General features: G+C 36.8%; 19 protein-coding genes. 16 read left to right on the top strand and 3 right to left on the bottom strand.

Annotation, left to right across the window (positions count from 1 at the left end):
* The 4 genes from MW695_RS18230 to MW695_RS18215 all read left to right on the top strand — a co-directional run.
* A partial coding sequence (locus MW695_RS18230; protein ID WP_247106920.1) for an HIT domain-containing protein occupies positions 1-86 on the top strand: 86 nt, incomplete at its 5' end.
* 104 nt (positions 87-190) lie between these two features.
* Positions 191-757, top strand: a complete 567-nt coding sequence (locus MW695_RS18225; protein ID WP_247106916.1) for a histidine phosphatase family protein — start codon at positions 191-193, stop codon at positions 755-757.
* 152 nt (positions 758-909) lie between these two features.
* Complete coding sequence (locus tag MW695_RS18220; RefSeq protein ID WP_247106915.1) at positions 910-1,350, top strand: GNAT family N-acetyltransferase; 441 nt, start codon at positions 910-912, stop codon at positions 1,348-1,350.
* 282 nt (positions 1,351-1,632) lie between these two features.
* Positions 1,633-2,400: a nucleotidyltransferase domain-containing protein gene (locus tag MW695_RS18215; RefSeq protein WP_247106914.1), complete on the top strand. Its 768-nt coding sequence runs from the start codon at positions 1,633-1,635 to the stop codon at positions 2,398-2,400.
* Here MW695_RS18215 and MW695_RS18210 read toward each other — a convergent pair.
* Positions 2,362-2,592, bottom strand: a complete 231-nt coding sequence (locus MW695_RS18210) for a hypothetical protein (protein WP_247106912.1) — start codon at positions 2,590-2,592, stop codon at positions 2,362-2,364. The two genes, MW695_RS18215 and MW695_RS18210, sit on opposite strands and share 39 nt — an antisense overlap.
* A gap of 147 nt (positions 2,593-2,739) precedes the next feature.
* Here MW695_RS18210 and MW695_RS18205 point away from each other — a divergent pair, with 147 nt between their 5' ends.
* The 4 genes from MW695_RS18205 (at position 2,740) to MW695_RS18190 (ending at position 8,316) form a co-directional block, all read left to right on the top strand.
* Positions 2,740-3,216 (top strand): NUDIX hydrolase, encoded by a 477-nt coding sequence (locus MW695_RS18205; protein ID WP_247106919.1) that lies wholly within the window; start codon positions 2,740-2,742, stop codon positions 3,214-3,216.
* A 1,068-nt stretch (positions 3,217-4,284) separates the two neighbouring features.
* A complete protein-coding gene (ltrA, locus tag MW695_RS18200; RefSeq protein ID WP_247106911.1) occupies positions 4,285-6,117 on the top strand; it encodes a group II intron reverse transcriptase/maturase in 1,833 nt (610 codons plus the stop codon).
* 660 nt (positions 6,118-6,777) lie between these two features.
* Positions 6,778-7,377 (top strand): TetR/AcrR family transcriptional regulator, encoded by a 600-nt coding sequence (locus MW695_RS18195; protein ID WP_247106910.1) that lies wholly within the window; start codon positions 6,778-6,780, stop codon positions 7,375-7,377.
* Between the two features lie 582 nt (positions 7,378-7,959).
* Complete coding sequence (locus tag MW695_RS18190) at positions 7,960-8,316, top strand: winged helix-turn-helix transcriptional regulator (RefSeq protein WP_247106909.1); 357 nt, start codon at positions 7,960-7,962, stop codon at positions 8,314-8,316.
* A 63-nt stretch (positions 8,317-8,379) separates the two neighbouring features.
* On the opposite strand, the gene MW695_RS18185 is transcribed toward MW695_RS18190, so the two are convergent.
* Together MW695_RS18185 and MW695_RS18180 are read right to left on the bottom strand one after the other, a co-directional pair.
* Entirely contained in the window at positions 8,380-8,940 is a 561-nt protein-coding gene (locus MW695_RS18185) for an NAD(P)H-dependent oxidoreductase (protein WP_247106908.1), read from the bottom strand.
* A 356-nt stretch (positions 8,941-9,296) separates the two neighbouring features.
* Entirely contained in the window at positions 9,297-10,697 is a 1,401-nt protein-coding gene (locus tag MW695_RS18180) for an alpha/beta fold hydrolase (protein WP_247106907.1), read from the bottom strand.
* A gap of 144 nt (positions 10,698-10,841) precedes the next feature.
* Here MW695_RS18180 and MW695_RS22755 point away from each other — a divergent pair, with 144 nt between their 5' ends.
* The 8 genes from MW695_RS22755 to MW695_RS18145 all read left to right on the top strand — a co-directional run bounded on the left by MW695_RS22755 (position 10,842) and on the right by MW695_RS18145 (position 21,122).
* Positions 10,842-10,973: a hypothetical protein gene (locus tag MW695_RS22755; protein WP_260505926.1), complete on the top strand. Its 132-nt coding sequence runs from the start codon at positions 10,842-10,844 to the stop codon at positions 10,971-10,973.
* The gene (locus tag MW695_RS18175) at positions 10,970-12,856 is read left to right on the top strand and encodes a GH32 C-terminal domain-containing protein (RefSeq protein ID WP_308446103.1); all 1,887 of its coding nucleotides are present in this window, start codon (positions 10,970-10,972) and stop codon (positions 12,854-12,856) included. Before MW695_RS22755 ends, MW695_RS18175 begins: the two co-directional genes overlap by 4 nt.
* 442 nt (positions 12,857-13,298) lie before the next feature.
* The gene (locus MW695_RS18170; RefSeq protein ID WP_247106904.1) at positions 13,299-14,282 is read left to right on the top strand and encodes a LacI family DNA-binding transcriptional regulator; all 984 of its coding nucleotides are present in this window, start codon (positions 13,299-13,301) and stop codon (positions 14,280-14,282) included.
* Between the two features lie 432 nt (positions 14,283-14,714).
* The gene (locus MW695_RS18165) at positions 14,715-15,641 is read left to right on the top strand and encodes an ABC transporter permease (protein WP_483299871.1); all 927 of its coding nucleotides are present in this window, start codon (positions 14,715-14,717) and stop codon (positions 15,639-15,641) included.
* Between the two features lie 16 nt (positions 15,642-15,657).
* Positions 15,658-16,563: a carbohydrate ABC transporter permease gene (locus MW695_RS18160; protein ID WP_247106901.1), complete on the top strand. Its 906-nt coding sequence runs from the start codon at positions 15,658-15,660 to the stop codon at positions 16,561-16,563.
* Between the two features lie 19 nt (positions 16,564-16,582).
* Positions 16,583-18,187 carry an extracellular solute-binding protein gene (locus tag MW695_RS18155; protein WP_247106900.1) on the top strand — a complete coding sequence of 535 codons (1,605 nt, stop codon included), beginning with the start codon at positions 16,583-16,585 and terminating at the stop codon, positions 18,185-18,187.
* 10 nt (positions 18,188-18,197) lie between these two features.
* Positions 18,198-19,646, top strand: coding sequence for a glycoside hydrolase family 32 protein (locus MW695_RS18150; RefSeq protein ID WP_247106898.1), 1,449 nt, complete (start codon positions 18,198-18,200; stop codon positions 19,644-19,646).
* 237 nt (positions 19,647-19,883) lie between these two features.
* Positions 19,884-21,122: a hypothetical protein gene (locus MW695_RS18145; RefSeq protein WP_247106897.1), complete on the top strand. Its 1,239-nt coding sequence runs from the start codon at positions 19,884-19,886 to the stop codon at positions 21,120-21,122.
* Positions 21,123-21,252 lie beyond the last annotated feature (130 nt).

The following is a 21,252-nucleotide window of genomic DNA, read 5'->3' as shown; positions in this document are numbered from 1 at the left end:
CTAATACGGGAAAACATGGTCAACAAGAGGTATACCATATGCATTATCATATTATTGGTGGTCGTCAATTAAAGTGGGAAATATAATTAGCTCACTGTACAATCCTTATTGCACTAAAGGGTGGCTTATCTAGAACAAAAGATGTAACCCTCTTGTATTTTAGTTGAAGAGGTATCTAAAGGGGAAAAAGATGAATACTACTGTTTACATGATAAGACACGCAAAATCACCATTTGTTTTTGGACAAGAAAGAACAAGGAAACTATCCTTCCAAGGTGAAACTGATTCTAAGAACGTCACGAATGTAATGAATAACAAAGAAATTGATGTAATTGTTTCAAGTCCATTTACAAGAGCCATACAAACAATTGAAGGAATTGCCAATGCTAAAAATATAGAAATAAAAGTATTTGAAGAATTAAAAGAAAGGCAATTAAAAGGGTCTTATAAACTACCAGAAGAAGAAATACAACAAGCTATAAAAAAATCTTTTGAGGATTTTGATTTCTATTTATCGGGCGGAGAGTCTGTAAGAGACGTACAAAATCGAGCTTTACCTATATTCAAAGACCTATTACATAATTATGAGGGAAAGACGGTTGTTATAGGAACTCACGGGAATGTAATGACAATTATTATGAACTATTTCAATGCCGGGTACGGATATGATTTTTGGAAAAGAACATCTAAACCTGATATATATGAGTTGAATTTTTCAGGTGGAAAACTTCAGTTTGTAAAAAGATTGTGGAATTAAAGTTATTGCACTGTAGGGGCGATAGCGAAACAAAAGCTGTCGCTTGTTGTGCTATACGGAGCAGAATTCTTTAGCTTTAATTGTGTTTTTTGAAAGGGGTTATAACCCAATTATGTTATATTATGTTATTTATATTTTTATGGGAGAGATCTATGACTGATATAATCTTAGATAATATCAAGATTACAGTAGACTCAAATGACAATGACTACGAACAGATCTGTAATAATTTGTATGAGTACAATGTTCGTGCGAAAAATGGTTTGCTTAAAAAACCTGGTAAGGATATTAATTTATATTTAAAAGATGAAACAGGCAAAGTCTTGGGCGGTTTGTTTTGTGAAACCTGGTCTTACGGTTTGTATATTGATGTATTTTGGATAGCGGATGATTACAGAAACAAAGGTTATGGAAAAATCATGATAGCAGAAGCTGAGAGACTAGGGAAAGAACTTGGCTGTATATTTTCTCATACTTGCACGTTTACGTATCAATCCCCGGAATTTTATACGCGTATGAGCTATGAGGTTTTTGCTGTTAATGATGAATATCCAGAAGATATAAAACAATTTTTCTTGAAAAATAAACTATAGAGTCTGTTCAAAAAGATTTTTTTCCCAGACTTCAGGCAATGAGCGTAGTCGCTACTCGTCTTCCTATGAGTGCGTTTCTCATGTCATATTTTTAAAGTCATGAGGACGGATTTTATAACTATAAGAAAGTTAATTAAACATAGTTTGTTAAAAGATGCACTTAAAGTATCGGAGCAGGATAGTTGAAAAACTTCGCGAATAACTCATCTATGGATTATTTACGAAGTTCTTAAATTAAATTAAGACGTTAGCCGAAAGAAGTTTAGTTTAGGAGGAGTCTACATGATATTAGAAAAAGTCATAAATAGAATTGTAATACAAAGTGAATATAAGGATTTTGTTGATAAGTATATAGATAATATACTTACCGAATTTAAAGGTAAGATTCATAGCATTTATATGTGTGGCTCGATTCCAAAAGGAACTGCTAAACCTTTTAAGTCAGATGCAGACTTTACTATTGTATGTGTAAACCCAAAAGATATTGATTACGAAAGATTGTCAAATATTAAAGACAGGCTTTTGGAAGAATATCCAGTAGTAACTAAGATTGATACGATAATTTGCTCGATTGACGATGTATTAAGTAAACCGAATGAGTGGGGTTTTTGGGTTAAGATAATTTGTGTTTGTATGTATGGTCATGACGTTGGTGAAAAAGTATCACCGATAATTATTTCTCCAGAGTTCATTTTAGACTTAAATACAGAGACCAAGGAGGAAATAGATCGTATACATAGTTTACTTTGTAATGCTAGTGATAACACAATGAAAACTAGATATATTAAAGGTTACTCTAAGAGATTAATTCGTGCATTATACTCTTTGGTTTTAGAAGATACAGGTGTATGGCAAGATGACATTATTAAGATGAAGAATGCCATATTAAACTATTGTGAGATTGACTCCGCTTTAGTTGATTATCTATATGCTTGTTACTTGGATAGTAATGTACTTGTTGAAGAGTTTCTGGGAATTGCAGATGAAGTATATAGCTATTTTGAGAACGCCTTAAATGCAATGGCTGCTTCCAGAACTTCCTTCGGCTAACACTTCGGATCGTTTGCGCAGTTGCCCGAAAAAAGGACCTTCAAATGTAAAAATGAAGGCCAACAAAATTATGATCATATGAAATGAAAAGTAGCACGGCAATTGCGCAAATCCATGTTGAACGATGCCGCGATGGACCACCGCAAACTTATGGGCATTGTTATTTGTTGCCATCCCTTCTTCGATTTTCATCATCTGACCTTCCATAATCGGGCGCAGTTGTTGCATAAGGGCTACGCTTCAATGAACTAACGGAGTGCTTTCCTTGAATAGAGAATGACAGTCCTTGTTCCACTATTGAGCAGGTTTATTGAATAAAACTTATTGGAGGTTATTATTATAAAAATGCCAACACATATAGTTGCAGTGGGCGGTATCGTAGAAGATGAACAAGAAAATATATTATTAGTTAAAACACATCATGGAGGGTGGGTTTTCCCTGGAGGGCAAGTGGAAGTAGGGGAAAACTTAATGGATGCTTTAATTAGAGAAATAAAAGAGGAAAGTGGTATAGCTATAACAAACTTAATTGGAGTTTATTCTAATACGGGAATTTATAAATGGCACGATGGTGTAACTGATGTTCCAACGAAACTGATGTTAGATTATGTTTGTAAGTCTATTGGAGGAGAACTATCTACTTCCGAGGAAACAACAGAAGTTCGATGGGTAAAAAGAGAGAAAGTATTAGATTTGATTTCAGAACCCGCAATTCGTACCAGATTTAATGCCTATTTGGACTTTGAAGGAAAAATTAATTATTTGGAATACGTTACTAAACCAGAGTTTGAATTAAAGGAAAATAGAACAATTTAGACATCCCTTATTAAAGTAATGGGGTGCGATGCTTTAACAAGGCATCGCTTGCCTTATTGCGCTAACTGGCAGGTTACTTGAAAAACAGTGAAGAGAATGTTATTGATAAAATTATAAGGGGGCATTCGATGAATAAGGTAGCAATTCACGTTATTAATATTTTAATAGGAGTTATAACCATTGGATACAGTTTATTCTTTACATGAGGTTTAATGGCTTTCGGTCCTGAAGGGAATATGATTATACTTGCTCTCCCTTTTGTAGTAAGTTTAATATGGTCAGTTGTCTATTATTTACAAATTAAGTTTAATTCAGTTAAAAATTTTATTCTTTTGTTATTAGTAGAACTAACATTGTTTTACATTATTGTGTCATTGATTGACCTCAACTAACGGAGAGGTGTGACAAGTTCTGTAATAAGCGTTTCTAACGCGAAATACAGGGGATTCACTAGATGAATTCTAACTTTACAAGGGAGAATAGGAATGACGGAACCACGTTTCCAGAAACTATTCCATCAATACTCCTGCGTGCGTTATAAATAACAGTTTATGAGGTTCGAAGCACAGGTAGATTCGGTTGAATGAAAGCTAAAGCCATCTTTATAAAAGGGTATGCTGACAGATAGACCGCATGGCTGAAAAACTAGATATGGTGAGAATAGTTCTAATCGAAAAGAACTGACGAACTTCCGAAGGTACGGGTCTAAAGTTAGAACATAGAGGAAACCTATGGCTCTTCTTACGAAGAGGTGAGTGATGTAGAGTAAAAATCTCCCCTATGAAATACATTATACTGGACAACGGCGGTATCAAGCTCACAGGCTCAGAGGAAGCACCTACCTCTAGAATGGATAGCTACTTTGTAAGGTACTTGGGAAGTAAGAAACATCGATACATGGACTGTTATCCTAGATGGTTGCTATAAGGCGAAGCCGAAATGCATTTACTCTTGCGAAGGTAGGGGCATGACTGAGGAAGCTTCTGTAATGGAAGTGGAGGAACAGCCCCAAGTCTAGTAATATAGAATGATTATTTTCCTAACGTGAATTGCACCAGTCGGGTAAGAATGTGGGAACATCATCTAAGAGAGGATGATGCCACAGTGCAAACGCTAAGATATTGGGACTACTACGATATGACAGATACGTTTTCCGAACTATATGAAAAGTCGTCTAGAAAGGAATCATTTTCTCATCTATATGACATCATTACTTCTAGGAAAAACATTCTGCTTGCGTATCGAACGATCAAGTCAAATAAAGGGTCAAAGACACCGGGAACAGACAAGAAAACGATTAATGACTTAAAAAAGCTATCAGAAAATGAAGTCGTTAATGAAATTCAAAACAAGTTAAAGAATTATCGCCCTAAGAAAGTACGACGGAAATTGATTGAGAAAGAAAATGGTAAGTGGAGACCGCTAGGTATCCCATGTATTATAGATAGAATTATTCAACAATGCTTTAGACAAGTGCTTGAACCAATCATGGAAGCAAGGTTCTACAAACATAGTTATGGTTTTAGACCGTTAAGGTCTACACACCATGCTATGGCAAGAGTACAATTCCTTATTAATCAAGCTCAGCTCCACTATGTGGTGGACATTGATATTAAAGGATTTTTCGATAATATCAATCACACCCTACTAATGAAACAGCTTTGGAATCTAGGAATCAATGACCGACAGGTTTTAGCCTGTATATCTAAAATGCTAAAAGCTGAAATTGATGGAGAAGGAGTTCCCACAAAAGGCGCACCTCAAGGTGGTTTGTTATCACCCTTACTATCCAATGTAGTGCTTAATGACTTGGACCATTGGGTAGCTGAACAGTGGGAGTTCTTCCCCCTTCACAAAGATTATAAATCCCGTGAAGGTGAGCTCTATGCCAAGAAGCGAACGACTTTAAAAGAGGGTTACCTCGTCCGCTATGCAGACGATTTTAAGGTCTTATGCCGTGATTGGAAAACGGCACAGAAATGGTATCATGCCATAAAATTATACTTGAAGCAGCGATTGAAACTAGATATATCACCAGAAAAATCTCAAGTTATCAACTTAAAAAAAACAGACTCTGAATTTCTTGGTTTCACTATCCGTGCAAATAAAAAAGGGGAAAAGAGAGTAGCGCACACAGGCTTAAAAGAAAACAAAAAACGTAAAATTAAAGAAACATTCAAGAAACACGTTCGGAAATTAAATGCCTCGCCAACTACTCGTAACGCTTTACTATTTAACAGTTTTGTCTTAGGCATCCATAATTATTTCAACCGTGCCACCCACGTCTACAATGAGTTCTCACGACTTGCCTACGATGTGCGTCCATTTATATATAACCGCCTTAAATCTGTCGGTAAGTTTGGACATCCTACAAACGCTCCGCCAACTTATAAGAAGTTCTACAGTTTAGGAGCCAAGACATTCAAAATAGCCAGTGTCTATCTCTTCCCGTTAGCCGATGTAAAAACGAAAAATGCTATGAATTTCAGTCAGAGCTTAACACCTTTTACATCTGAAGGAAGAACGAGAATACACAAGCAATTACGCTCAGATATCCAAAGAGAAATTGCGCTATTGTTGGAATCGAATATTCAAACACGAAGTGTTGAGTATATGGATAATCGTATTAGCCGATACAGTATGAAAATGGGGAAATGTGAAATCACAGGCGTATTTCTACAAGCTCGTGACGTTCACTGTCACCATTTCATCCCCATACATCTAGGTGGAGATGACACATTTAAAAACCTTAGAATTCTGCACAAAGACATACATATGGCAATACACCAAACAGATGAAATGGCAATACATTCACGCTTAAAAGGCTTTAATATCACAAAGTCAATGTTAAAGAAGTTGAACACATATCGTGAAAAATGCGATCTAAGAACAATCATGTGATCTCAATTCTATCGAAGTAACAAGGAACTTATAATCCAGTACATATTATTAGATGGCACGCGGAATGATGGGAAACTATCACGTTCCGTGTTGGGCAGGGGAAAAGCTGGAGATAACTTCAAATGCTTACCTATTGCTACCTTATGTTTAATAAGAAAACTGAAAAACAACAGATCAATTTACTGCGTAGAACAACCATACTATGCAATAAAAAAAGAATATACAACAATCGGGCGCTTTAATGAAATAAGGAGCACAGAAATGATCAAACATTTTTATAAAAGAATGACTTAATTGAATATATTAAGAGCGTGTTTTGATCAATCTTTTTTCAAAACATGCTCTTTTCTATGATCGTAACACTGGGAGACCTCGCCTGGTAAGGGAATTTAGCGTGCAGTGTCAATCGGTCAATTTCAGGGGCGTCACTTGGGATGATATGTCTCACACTGGTAAGAGTGACTATCAGGGCGTGTCTGGTGCATATATGTGACGTAAGATCGAGATGGCCTACTATTTCGCCGATCGTGCGTTGATTTGGTCCTTGACTGGTGGACTGGAAGCGGTCTGTAACGTGTGTTATGATAACGGAATAGTTAGAAAGTGGGACATGAACGTTTATAATATCGACTGTAACAAAAGGAAGAGGTGATCTAACTAATGGGACGTAACCGCGAATTCGATGTGGATCAGGCACTGGATGCTGCGCTTTGCGTGTTTTGGCGTAAAGGCTACGAGGGCGTGTCGTACACTGACCTTACGCAGGCTACAGGTGTCGAACGACCCGCTCTCTATTCGGCGTTTGGCAACAAGGAAGCGTTGTTCCGCCAAGTTTTGGCGCGCTATTATGAGCACTACCTAGATTTCTTTCCAGCGGCGCTAGAGCTGACAACCTCGCGGGAGGTGGCCGCACACATTCTCCACAGCGCGGCTGAATTGCATACTCGTTACCCGGATCGCAAGGGGTGCCTTGGTGTTCACGGCGCCTTGGCTGGCTCGGACGATGCCGAACCTATTCGAAGTGCGCTGATCGATGCGCGTTCGGAAGGAGAGGAATTGCTGCGTGATTGCTTCGAGCAGGCAAAGCAGGAGGGAGATCTGCCGGAGACCGCTAATTGCGCTGCGTTAGCTGCATTCGTGATGGCGATGACCCACGGTATCGCTGTTCAAGCGAAGGCTGGCTTTAGTCGCGACATGCTAGAGGCTGTTGCTGAGCAAGCGCTCTCTACTTGGCCTACTGGCAGTTCTATTCACCCGTAAGAAAGTCATCCTACTTAGTGCAGAAGAATATAGTGGTCATGATACCAAAGTTTAGGCAATTGCCCACGGTGCCTTTGGGTCCATTACGACGGTGACAGATGGTGGGTTATGCTGTGAAGTGGATGAATAACCTGAAATTAATTCATAGATTCTGTAGTTAAACAATAGCTTTCATTTAAAATTAATTTGCTTGCTATGTAGTTAATAATAGTTAACCATTTAGAGACGATCACTTTTTAGTGGTCGTCTTTCTTATCTAGCTAAAATACAAGGCCACTAAGCTTTCAATTTGTTAAAGTGAGTGAATCAAAAGAAAGAAATTTGCTGAAGCATCTCAATGATTTTCAATTAAGTTCGACGCGGATGATCTGGCGGTGTTGGATCATTTATACAAGAGGTCATTGATCAGAAATACAAGCAATTAGCAGGCATATCAAAGGAGATAGATGATAGTATTAAGAGTGTCTCGAATTTGACATCCGCACAATTCCCTTTGTTTTCGAATGTGAGGAATCGAAAAGAGGAGACAGTGGAAGTGACCTCAGAAAGGGTAAAATATAAATATTTAAGGAGAGTAATGCTATGCATAATGAACCGGAAGAAACTTGCGTGCCAAAAGGAATTGCTTTAAAAGATACTGGCTTTGGATATACACTATCTGTTATAGGTGGGAAATATAAGATGGTTATTCTATATTGGTTGCTAGAAAATAAGGTGATGCGATTTAATGAGCTAAAGCGTAGCATAGGTTCTATTTCTTTCAAGACATTAAGTGTGATGTTAAAAGAAATGGAAGCAGACGGTATAGTGGTGCGTAAAGAATACCCGCAAATTCCTCCAAAAGTAGAATATTCGCTTTCTGATCGAGGACGCTCCCTTCTCCCCATTTTAAATATGATGTGTGACTGGGGCGAAATGAATCAAAACGTAGATGAGTAAATGATAGTTCAATAACCCGAGGGCAAGCAGGATTTTTCCCGCTAGTTGCCTTCGGGTTTGTGTTTATAGATTATTCAAAAACGCTAAATACTCTTTTGTGTTGCGATCTAATTCATTGACCACTGGCTTTAAATCTTCTTCTTCTGTTCCTCCAGGATTCTGTTCTTCACCGTAAAACGCATGAATGGAACGATAATCTGCCTGACAATAAAAAAAAGTGGTTTCAAACGGAATAAGTATTTGTTCCAAAGTATGTCCGTATCTTCCATTTTCACTATAGTCACTTGCCCTGATACCTGCGGAAACAGCTAATGCCACTTTGCGATTCTTTAATTTATCCCCGCCATTGGATCCATAAGCCCATCCGTAATCAAAAACTTCATCAAGCCATTTTTTTAGAAGGGATGGACTATTAAACCATTGAATGGGAAATTGCAGAACAAGATTTTCATGTGATTCGATTAACAGACGTTCTTTTTCTGCATCAATCTTTTCTGTCGGGTATTGCTTATACAATTCATGTACCGTGTATGCTTCAGGGTATTTTTTCAGCTCCTTAATCCATTGCTTATTAACGATAGATGTTTCTATGCTCGGGTGTGCGACTACAATAAGTGTTCTCATAGAGTATATCCTCCTTTAAGTTTATTACTCTTTGAGTATAGAATACGATTTTTAAATGTGTAAGTACGCACTTTTAAAACAGGTACTTTCGTAAAAGTAAGTACTTATAGGAGGAAAACGATAAATAAAGTGTGCTTACTTTTAGCTTTTGCTTGTTCTGCAATTGGGCTGGGTATGAGATTGCAATAATCTCTTTTGTCGGCTTTCCAATTATACTAAATCCTTTCTTTCCTGTTTTATGGAAAATAGAACTACTATAAACATTAATTTCATGTTCAGTGTTTATAGAGTGTTGCAAGATATAAGACGACGGTATTCTCGAAAAGCTCTACCACCGCCACTAATGCAAAACCACCTCAACATGATTGCTTTTCCATCCATTCATTCAAGTGACTTAACTGCGCATCGATTTCATTGCGTAACGACACTGCCCAATTATCGTAGTTGTCTACTAATATCGTTTCGGGCATGAAGGTTGGTAACTGTTTGCACAGCTCGTATCGAATCGTCGGGTCTTTTTCGAGATATGCTTGACGGACAATGGCAACAAAATCGACTAAATCACATTTGATTTTGTATTGGATTGAAACGGTTCCTTGCTGAGACAATAATCCATTTACAGATGCGATTGGATGCCGTAGCAATTTTGCCACATAATGAAGACACACCTTCAAGTTTGCTTTTGCTTTGTCCTGAGCAAGGTGGGGAAAAAGCTCTTCACATAATATATCGCGTGTCGTTACCGGATGAAAGGCTAAATAAGTCAGTAGTCTCTTGGCATGACGCTGATTCCATCCAGTTTCAATGGGAATCGAATCAATCTCGACACGGAATCTGTGTAATAGATGAATATCAAGAATGGGAACTCTTCGCGATTCTATTTGCTCTTCTGGCTGAAATACCATTTGTATAAATTGTTGTGATTCTTTTCGGGAGAAGTTATCAACACTTATCCGTGTTGCAAATAGCCTGACCCATTCCGCTACAAGTTCAGGTTGCTCTAGAAATAGAAGAAACGACGCATTGGGCACGGTTATTAGTGTGCTGTTTTGCAATAGAAAGGAACTTGCATTAAGAAATGAGTTCGGACTTGTCATATTCAATTCGCCTGTTAATAGAAGGACCGGACACGATACATCGGCAAGTTCTAGAAGCAGTGCTGAATTCGATGTCAGCTCAACCACGTTAGAAAAATGCCCTGCTGGGTAGCCGAGCAATACTTGGAAATAACGTCTGAGATCTGTATTCTCTGGACCAAGTGTCGTATATCCTCTTAACAGTTCTTTGTACTGGTGGAGAAAGTGGGGATGCCCCGCTTCCATCGTCTGTTTCATATGTGGAAATACGTGCCGTGCTAAATGGGAGTGCGCATTATTTGTTGACATATACGGAAGCGACATGAGTGAAAGGGCTTTGACATGATCAGGATACGCGCGGGCGTACTTCACAGCTAAATGTGTTCCATAACCAAATGCGACTATATGGACTTCTGATAGCTCCAGTTTTGTAAGGAGTTTATTTAAATCCTCACACAGAACGTCCCATGTGATCGGCGCCTCCTCAAAATGACTTTGTCCATGCCCTCGAATATCGTACTGCACAACGGAAAAGTCCGCCACAAGTAATTCGCTAAAGCGCCCCCAGCATGAGGAATCAAGTGCCAGTCCGTGAATGAGCAAAAGTATCTCCTGACTCCTGCTATTACTATCACTCCATTCGTAATACATGTTATGTTCATTTATTGATACTAAAGGCATGTATTCGCCTCCTGTTTACATAGTTGTTGCATTCTATTTCGACAATAATACTTATTTCCCTTCTTTCTGTTACTTTCTTATTATCTGTTCTTAGTTATAATGAACTACAGTAGCTAGAAGACTTTAAATGATATTGATACATTCATGTCTATCCTTTTTGCATTATTAAAAGATGGTGGGGTTATGGTTTTATGTGATTTTCATCCATTAAGAAGGTGTACGGTTAAAGGATTTGGTGCACAAATCCAATATGAGATCCAGCCAAATACACTATAGACTCATTTATCCTTGAAGGTGAGCATACAATTAAAGATTTCTCTGGATCAACATATGAATTTGAAATGGTTATTGCATACGATGATGTTGATGAGTTTGGGATTCGTTTGCGACAGTCTGAAGAAAATGAGACAGTTGCCGGAGTCGATGTGAACTCAGAAAAGGTTTTCCTCGATCGATCCAATGCAGGACTTGAAACATTAGTTGACCGAAATGGAGACACTTTTCAATTTGGAAAACGTTTTGAAACGGATTATCCAACTGACAAAAAACAAATAAAACTAAGAGGATTAGTAGATGAATCTTCGGTAGAATTATTTATCGATGATGGGGAGTATGTTTTTACAAACCTTATATACACAAAACCAACAAATAGAGGAATTGAGCTATATTCACATGGCGGTAAGGTAGAAATTCTCTCTCTCGACTTTTACCATCTAGATTCGATATGGAGAGTGTCTCCGGCAGATGGAGAAATAGAACGAATCGTTGTGAGTGAGGAAGAAGTTGTTTTAGAAGTCGGAGAACTTACTGAACTGATTGCTCATGCAAAGCCAGATTGGTTAAATGTATTATCCCCTTTTGAATGGGAGGTTGCAAAAGCAGGTCTAATTGAATTGAAAGCAATTGATGAAACAACCGTTTCTATTACAGGAATAGAAATGGGTACAACCTCAGTTACGATAAGCGATCCAAATAGTGGTATCTTCAAAGACATTACTGTGAGAGTGGTGGAGGATAGAACCTCTAAGTATACTGACGGTTGGGGGCCATCTCCTTTAACGGGAAGGGTTTCTGGTAATTGGGATATATTCGATCAGACAAGTTTAAGTAGTCATATTGAATTCAGCCCTGAGTGGAAAGAGATTTTTAGAGAGGAAGTTCTTACTACTGACTTTAGCGTTTCTACTGATATACAATGGATTGACCAAGGCGATGAAGGCTTTCCGAAATATGGAGTTACTATTCAAGACGAAGAAGGAACAATGGTCTCAGCCTTTTTCAACGTGGATATTAATCAGCTTGAAACATTTGCAAGAAACCACCATCAAGATTTCGGCTGGGAAGGCGTAGATTTACCAGCAGGTACGGATCTTCAAGAAGCATCAACGTTAAAAGTAGAGAAAGAAGGTGACATCTTTACTTTTTATATAAATGGTGAACAAATGTATGAAAGAATAGTCGAAATGAAAGGTGACATGAGTGTAGGTCTAATAAATGAAAATACAAAAGCTGAATTCCGTAATTTTGAAGTTGAAAAACTATCGGATCCTATTTTCGATCATGAAATCGATGTAACTGACTTAGAAAAATTAATAAATTCAGCAAAAGGAATTACTAATAAGGGTGTAACGGAAGCATCTTATCAAAGATTGCAAGAGGCCATTAAAAGAGCAATTGAAGATCTTGAGACTATCACTACCGATGAAGAGTTGTTAATTGCTATTGAACGATTACAAGAAAGTATTAATGATTTACAAATAAAGGAATTGTCTCCTGTCCCCATAAAAAAAGAGATTGATGTAAGAGACTTGGAAGAATTAATAGAAAGAGCTATAAAGTTAACAAATAAAAGTATGACAGAAGAATCTTATCAAGTACTACAAGTTGCTATAAATAGTGCGATGGAAAAGCTTGATAATATAAATTCAGACGATGAACTAAATAAGGCGATAAGTGAACTACAAGCATCAATTTCGGAGGTTGAATTCTCTCTTCATGAAACGAAATCACAAGAAGGGGACGATGAGGTACTATCCGACAGCGATAAATTACCGAATACAAGTACTGTTTTGTTTAACTTTTTATTGCTGGGAATTGTATTGGTCACAATCGGTGGAACGGTAATGTATCGTTATAGAAATAGAGAAAATGAAAGCTAAATACGTAAGATGCACTCATTGTTGAAGTGGCTGTCCGAAAGGGGTATTACCTTTTCGGGCAGTTTTTTATGTACTTTTTTAACAAGAGCATTGTGAATGTTAGTAGATTTAAAATATTGACAGAGGGTAAAATTCTCATATACTATATATGTTACCGGTTGACACAAGGTGAATTAATTACGCTTCTAGTGATGCATACATATAGTTCTACAATTATCATTTTTACCATATCAAGGTAGACTAATGCTATACTAATACTAATATCGTTGTCTGGTGCTCTCATTTTATTCAAACCTACTGGAGAGTGATTCTTTCGATTGTGCTTGTGATATTATGTAAATAAAATATATCGCCAACAGCTGATTATATAATAGTTCCCACAAAACACATGTTAAAAATTGTATTGTTTTATAAATATTTGTTGATGTTAGGAGAATGGAAGTTGAAACCGAAAATAAGTGATGTAGCAAAAAAAGCCGGTGTATCTAAAACAACAGTTTCCCGAGTGCTTAATAACAGAGGTTACATTAGTGAAAAAACGAAAGACCTCGTCTATAAAGCGATGGAGGAACTTCATTATGTACCCAACGATTTAGCGCGTTCTTTGTATAAAAAACGCTCCTATATAGTTGGTTTAATCGTACCTACAACAGGTAATCCATTTTTTGGGGAATTAACTTTTCATATTGAAAATTTATGTGACGAATTAGGATATAGAGTTTTATTATGTAATAGTTCCAGTCGAAGTGATAAAGAACAGAAGTATTGGGATATGTTACTTAGAAATCAAGTCGATGGAGTAATTGTTATAACGTATAATCGAGGACTAATAAATTCAGATAATAAAAAGAATCCTGTTGTAGCAATCGATCATTATTTATCTGATACGATTCCTGTCATTGGTTCTGATAATTATGAGGGAGGAAAACAGGCAACTGAATTATTAGTTTCAAAAAAATGCAAACAAATTATTCATATTCATGGACCAGACTCATTAGAAACACCAGCAAATTTACGTAAAAAAGCGTATGTAGATGTTATGAAGTCATATAATCGCACTCCTATCACCTATAGTGTGGAAAATGTACTTGATTCTAATAATCATATACAAGTGATATCTACTTTATTTGATCAGTATCCTGATGTGGATGGTATCTTTGCAAGTGATGATTTATTAGCTGCGGCTGTGATTGCAGAAGCAAAAAAAAGAGAAATTTCAATACCTGATCAATTAAAAATCATTGGTTACGATGGAACGGAGACAAGTAAAAGTCTCTTACCTGAATTGTCAACGATCCAGCAGCCAATAGACCAAATAGCAAAAGTAGCGATTGATTCATTACTGAAAATGATAGAAAATGAGAACCATGATTTACAATTAGAAACATGGTTGCCTATAAAATTAATAGAGGGAAGTACGACTTAAAGTTAGCCATTGAATTTAGTGGATTTGCAAGCGGTCTTATTCATTCTCTTTAAAAAGCGACTCTTATCATTGGGGAATTATGACATTTTTTCAAAGTAAGAGTTTGTTTTTATTAAGGAGGAGAAGGGACTATTTTTTTGGCGAAGATATGATCGTTATGGAACCGGTTGACACATGAAACCGGATGACATATAATCTAACTGTGGAATTCATTCCATCATAAATGTAAGAAGAAAAGGAAAGGTCATTTAGTTATGTCATTTCAGAAAACGCTATTATTAGCTCTGTGTAAAGGTATTGAGTTTGTATACCTGTTCCTTGAAAGGGGTGTTTGTTGTCAGTTTAAGAATGGAAATAAGTTTGATGGTTATGTTATGAAGAATGATAGACAGGGGGGGTTTTATGTCTAAAGGTTTGGAGTCTCCAAGTGAAATGGCAATGGTGCTAAATAAGAAAAAAAGAAGCCGTTTAAACTATATCAAAAAAAATTATTTATTGTATTTATTTTTAGCTCCTGCCGTTATTTTAGTTTTTACATTTAATTATGTTCCAATGTATGGGGTACTTATTGCCTTTAAAGATTTTAGTGTTACTAGGGGGATTATGGGGAGTGAGTGGGTTGGTTTTGAACATTTTCGTAGTTTCTTAACTTCCCCAAACTTCTACCAAATATTTATGAATACGATCAAGCTTAGTACATTCGAGCTTTTAATTGGGTTCCCAGTCCCTGTCATATTAGCTATTATGTTAAACCAGGTCAGGAAATCTAGTATAAAGAAAAATATTCAATTAGTTATCTATGCTCCATATTTTATTTCAACAGTCGTGTTAGCAGGTATGGTTTTTATTTTTCTTGCACCATCAGGACCTATTAATTCTTTATTAACAATATTTATCAATAACCCAATATCGTTTATGTCTGATCCTGATTACTTTAGGACGATTTTCATCGCTTCAGGAATCTGGCAAGGGGCCGGGTTTGCTTCGATTGTATATGTAGCAGCATTGTCGAATACGGACCCACAGCTTCATGACGCAGCAACGATTGATGGGGCATCACTTTTGCAAAGAATATGGCACATCGATTTTCAGGTTTTGAAACCAGTTATGGCTGTTTTGTTTATTTTATCTATTGGAGGAATTATGTCTATTGGATTTGAAAAGGCGTACTTACTTCAAACCTCAATGAACTTGCCTGCATCAGAAATTATTGACACGTATGTTTATAAAAGAGGTCTAATAGCAGGTGATTGGTCATTTGGTGCAGCTGTGGGACTGTTTAATACTATTATTGGATTAGTTCTACTAGTAACAGCCAATGGCGTTGTAAAAAAACTTAAAGGCGAAACCCTTTATTAAGAAGGGAGATGAACTTATGAAAAAAAGAAAGAACGAGACGCAACTAATAAATAATTCGAAGACTGATAGATTGTTACTTTTCATAAATAGAATATTTCTAAGCTTAATCGTCATATGTGTTACCGTACCTCTTATATATGTTGTTCTAGGTTCATTTTTACAACCAAATGTATTGTTAACGAGAGGGATATCTTTTAACCCTGAGCATTGGACAATTGATGGATACGTTCGAATATTTGAAGATGGAACGATCATGCGTGGATTTTTAAATTCTGTTTTTTATGCAACTGGCTTTACGTTAGTATCGATTACGTTTACGGTTCTCGCAGGTTATTCTTTATCGATTGATGATCTTGTAGGGAAAAAAATATTTACTGTTTATTTCCTGTTTGCAATGTTCTTTAATGGAGGAATGATTCCAACTTATTTAGTCGTTCGTTCCATAGGTTTAGTTGATACACCTTGGGCCATTATCCTTCCGGGAGCTATCGGTATTTGGAATATTATTCTAGCAAGAACCTTTTTCAAAGGCTTACCTAATGAATTGAAGGAAGCAGCGAGAATTGATGGAGCTTCAGATTTAAGAATATTCTTTAATATCATATTACCTTTATCAAAGCCAATTATATTCGTTATTGCGTTGTTTGCTTTTATCGGAAATTGGAATTCCTATTTTGATGCAATGATTTACCTTAATGACCGCTCTCTCTATCCGTTGCAATTAATTTTACGTGAAATTCTCGTGCAAAATGAAGTGCAACCTGGAATGATTGGTGATCAATTAGCTAGGGCAGAAATGCAAAGAATTGCTGAAATGATAAAATACTCGTCTATTGTCGTAGCAAGTCTACCACTGATGATTATGTACCCATTTTTCCAAAAGTATTTTGAAAAAGGGGTAATGGTAGGTTCATTAAAATAAAAAAAGTGAGGGGATTCATTTGAAAAAATTATTAAAAGCATTATCTTTATCAATCATTGGCGCCGTCGTTATAACAGGATGTAGTAATGGTAATGAACAAACCTGGTCAGAAGATTACGGATTATCGAATATTTCCTTTCCTATAGAGGAAGAAGGGATATCTCTTAAAATTATGACTGAAAGTGCGCCAATAGCGCCTGATGATCCTAACGAAAAGTTGATTTATCAACGTTTAGAAGAGCAAACAGGTGTCCATATAGAGTGGCAAAACTTTGTTGGTGAGACGTTCGCTGAAAGAAGAAATTTAGCACTTGCTACAGGAGAAATGCCAGATGCTATTAAGAATGCGCGTTTTAGTGATTATGAGCTTTTAAACTATGCCGAAGACGGTGCGATTATTCCTTTAAATGATTTAATAGACAATTATATGCCTAATTTACAAGCAGTGTTGGAAAAGGCACCGGAGTATCGAGAGATGATGACAGCACCAGATGGGAATATATATGCTTTTCCTTGGATTGAAGAGCTAGGCTCTGATAAAGGGAGTATCCACTCTGTCGATAACTTCCCTTGGATAAATGTCGAGTGGTTAGATGAACTCGGATTAGATATGCCTACAACTACGGAGGAATTAAAAGAAGTGTTGATCGCTTTTAGAGATCATGACCCAGCAGGGGACGGACAAACGATTCCTATGTCCTTTATAATCAACCATGGAGGCGAAGATCCAGGTTTCTTATTTGGATCATTTGGTATCGGTGATAACTGGGGACGCACAGTTGTGACAAATGATGGAGAAGTTGTATTGACTCCAGCTCATGAAAATTACATTGATTCATTTAACTTTATGAGTGAATTGTACGAAGAAGGGTTAATTGATGTAGAAGCTTTTGAACACGACTGGTCTGTTTATGTGGCAAAAGGACAAGAAAATCGCTATGGTCTTTATTTCACTTGGGATAAAGCAAATATTACTGGTATGAACGATAGTTACGATCTAATGCCTCCTCTTGAAGGACCAGATGGGCATAAAAATGTGACGAGGACGAATGGTATGGGATTTGACCGTTCAAGAATGGTTATCACAAGTGCGAATGAAAACTTAGAATTAACAGCTAAATGGATTGATCAATTATACGATCCATATCAATCTGTACAAAACAACTGGGGTACTTATGGAGATGATGAGCAGCAAAATATATTTGAATATGATGAAAGCAGTCAAATGCTAAGGCATCTCGATTTAGAAGGGACACCACCGGTTGAATTAAGAGAAAAAACCTCAGTTGGAGGGCCATTGGCTATACTTGATAGCTACTATGATGAGATTACGACAATGCCGGACGATGCAGCGTGGCGACTGAATTTAATGGAAGAGGTCATGGTGCAACATATGCAAGCGGAAAATGTACTACCGAATATCTTCTTTAGTAAAGAAGAGCTTGATCGAATCTCTACAATTGAGGCTGATTTAATTCCATATATAGAGCGAAAAAGAGCTGAGTGGATTATAAGTGGGAACATTGAAGATGAATGGGAAGCGCATTTAGTAGAATTGAATCGTTTAGGTTATCAAGAATGGATTGAAATTATGCAAAATGGATATGATCGAACAACGAATTAGGGAGAAGAACATGACTATTCAAAACATAGATAAGTATAGGCCGAATTTACACTTTGCACCACAAAGAAATTGGATGAACGATCCAAATGGGTTAATTTACTTTAATGGAGAGTATCATCTATTCTATCAATACAATCCAAATGACAGCGTTTGGGGTCCCATGCATTGGGGCCACGCTGTCAGTAAAGATTTAATCACGTGGGAAGAATTAGACATTGCCTTATACCCAGATGAAAAAGGAACGATCTTCTCTGGAAGTGCAGTGATTGATTGGAATAACACATCTGGATTTTTTCCTGAGGAACCAGGGATGGTAGCAATCTTTACACATCATAATGAATTCGAGGGAGAGGCGCAAAAGCAAACACAAAGCATTGCTTACAGCTACGATCAAGGAAGAACGTGGGAAAAGTTTGAGGAGAATCCTGTACTCGAGCACGAAACTAAATTAGACTTCAGAGATCCAAAAGTGTTCTGGCATCACGAAACAAGCAAATGGATCATGGTTTTGGCTACTGGTCAGACGATAAGTATTTATTCATCAACCAATTTAAAAGAATGGAAGTTTCAAAGTGAATTTGGCCAGAATATGGGGTTCCACGATGGAGTGTGGGAATGTCCGGATCTATTTCAATTAAAAGTTGAAGGAAGTAATGAGAAGAAATGGGTATTGTTTGTGAGTGTAGGTGATAATGAACAATTTGATGTCGGTTCTTGTACACAATATTTCATTGGTTCTTTTGATGGTTCGCATTTTGAAGCAGAGCATGATGATACTCGTTGGTTAGACTATGGAAAAGATAATTATGCAGGTGTAAGCTTTTCTGATATCCCTGAAGAAGACGGAAGACGAATTTATCTTGGTTGGATGAGTAATTGGCGGTATGCTAATCAAGTTCCGACAGTTGGTTGGAGAAGTCAAATGACTCTTCCAAGGGAGTTAACTCTTCGAAATTCTCGAGCGGGCAAGAGGGTCGTCCAGAAATTAGTAAGGGAACTCGGCTCTTACTTCGCAAAAAAACATGCAATCGAACAACTGATTGTAAATGAACGAGAAATGTTTCCTGTGAATGAACAATACGTACAATTAGATCTTCATATCGAGAATATCGATGCTAATCAATTTGGTATTACACTGCATCATACAGATAACCAATACACAACATTAACGATTGATTCAATCAACAACACATTCGAATTAGATAGAAAAAATTCAGGAGAAATTAGTTTTTCTGATAATTTCTTGAAAAATCAAATAGCTACTATAACAAATACAGATCATTTACAAATACGTTTCGTTCAGGATACGTCATCAGTCGAAGTTTTTTTAAATGATGGAGAATACGTTCTGACAAGCTTACTTTATCCAGATAACGTCTGTGAACAGATTTCGTTTTTTTCAAAAGGCGGATCAATTAAACTAATAGACGGTTACATATCTGGACCAAAAAGGTTTTAATAAGAAAGAAGTGAAAATAATGTGCACTAAAAAGTAGTTATAAAATGATGTTTCCAGGGGGGCAAATATTTCTCTCTGCCATTCAAACGTCGCTGAGAAGCAATTCAGAAGTCTATTTTTTGATTATCATTTTTTATTAAAGAAGTTTTCAGTGGTCTTGTGAAATACCTTCTTATAATGGAAAAGAGAGCATAACAAAAAAATATGATTTTAATTGAATATTTAAAGGGGCATAGGATGAAGAAGATTAACAGTGTATTAATCGCAAGTGTAATTTTGATTGTTGGCTTAGTAGCTGGTGTAGCTGTAACAACGATCCCTTTTTTGCCTCATAGTGTGAGTCAATATTTAGGGATAGCTAATACAACGGGCTATTACAATATTATGGATTATGGAGCGCAATCCGATCGTCCAGGTTTTGATAATGCCAAAGTAATTAATGAGATTATTCAAGATATGGGAGATAACGGTGGAACGATTTATATTCCAGTTGGGAATTTTTACATTCATTCTCCAATAGTCATTGACCGTTCGTATATTTCCATTATTGGAGATAACAGCGGTTTACGCAGTGGTGTAGATGGTTCAACTAATACTACTCAATTCGGGGGTGGTGGTGCGAAATTAATTGTCGAACCTGGTGTGACAGCGATACAAATTCTAGATGAAGAGAATAGTGAGCGAATTTCTGGTGTATCATTCAAGAGTTTCCAATTACGAGGTCAAGGGAATAATGGTATTGGGATTGAGGCAGTACAAGACACTGACCGCATTGTAATTGATGATATAGTCATTAATAATATTGGAATTGGCGTACAACTACACGGAGCAGATGCCCCTTCGATACGTAATTCTTGGATTGCAGAAACTACGACTTCCATTATTTTAAATGGGGCCTCACAGCAGGCGAGTATTGTTAATAATTCATTAGGCGCACAGCCAGATGGTGTAACGATTGAGTTGGAAAATGCTAAATGGTTTAATATAAGCAGTAACAACATATATCCTGATGGTTCAAGTAATATACGACTATATAACCCAATTCATGGGACTATAGCGAGCAATACTATTTCAGCCCGTTATAATGGGATGATTGAATTGTTGCCAAATGAATTTGGGGAATATGGTAATGGGAATGTCATTAATGGTAATGTTATCTCTATAATAGAATATAGAAATCATCCTGATGACAAGGACATAGAATGGGGAATATTGCATGTAGAAGCCTATAATACTAATATTAGCGGGAATCAAATTATTGCTGATGGTATGCCAGAAGGGTATACGGCTATTTTAGTAGAGACTGGAGAGAACAATCGAATTTCAAATAATTCTATTGGGGTAACGAATCCATCTAATGCTAAGATTGTAGTAAACGATACAGCGACTTCCACGATCGTAACAGATAGTATCTATGAAAATGAATTTCAGAATCATGGGGATAATAATAACGTAAATGTCACCTTACCTGATTAGTTACAAAAGTATCAGGAAATTAAACTTTATTGAGGGAGGAAGAAAACTTATTTTGTTAATAGGTTTCTTCCTCTTTTCAAGGTCGTTAATCGTAAATGCTGAATATGTTATCAAATAGTTAGAAGGAGGA

Origin of the sequence: Halalkalibacter sp. APA_J-10(15) (assembly GCF_023017105.1) — a bacterium.
Taxonomy (GTDB): Bacteria; Bacillota; Bacilli; order Bacillales; family Bacillaceae_D; genus Halalkalibacter.
This window is presented reverse-complemented; position numbering and strand designations above follow the sequence as displayed.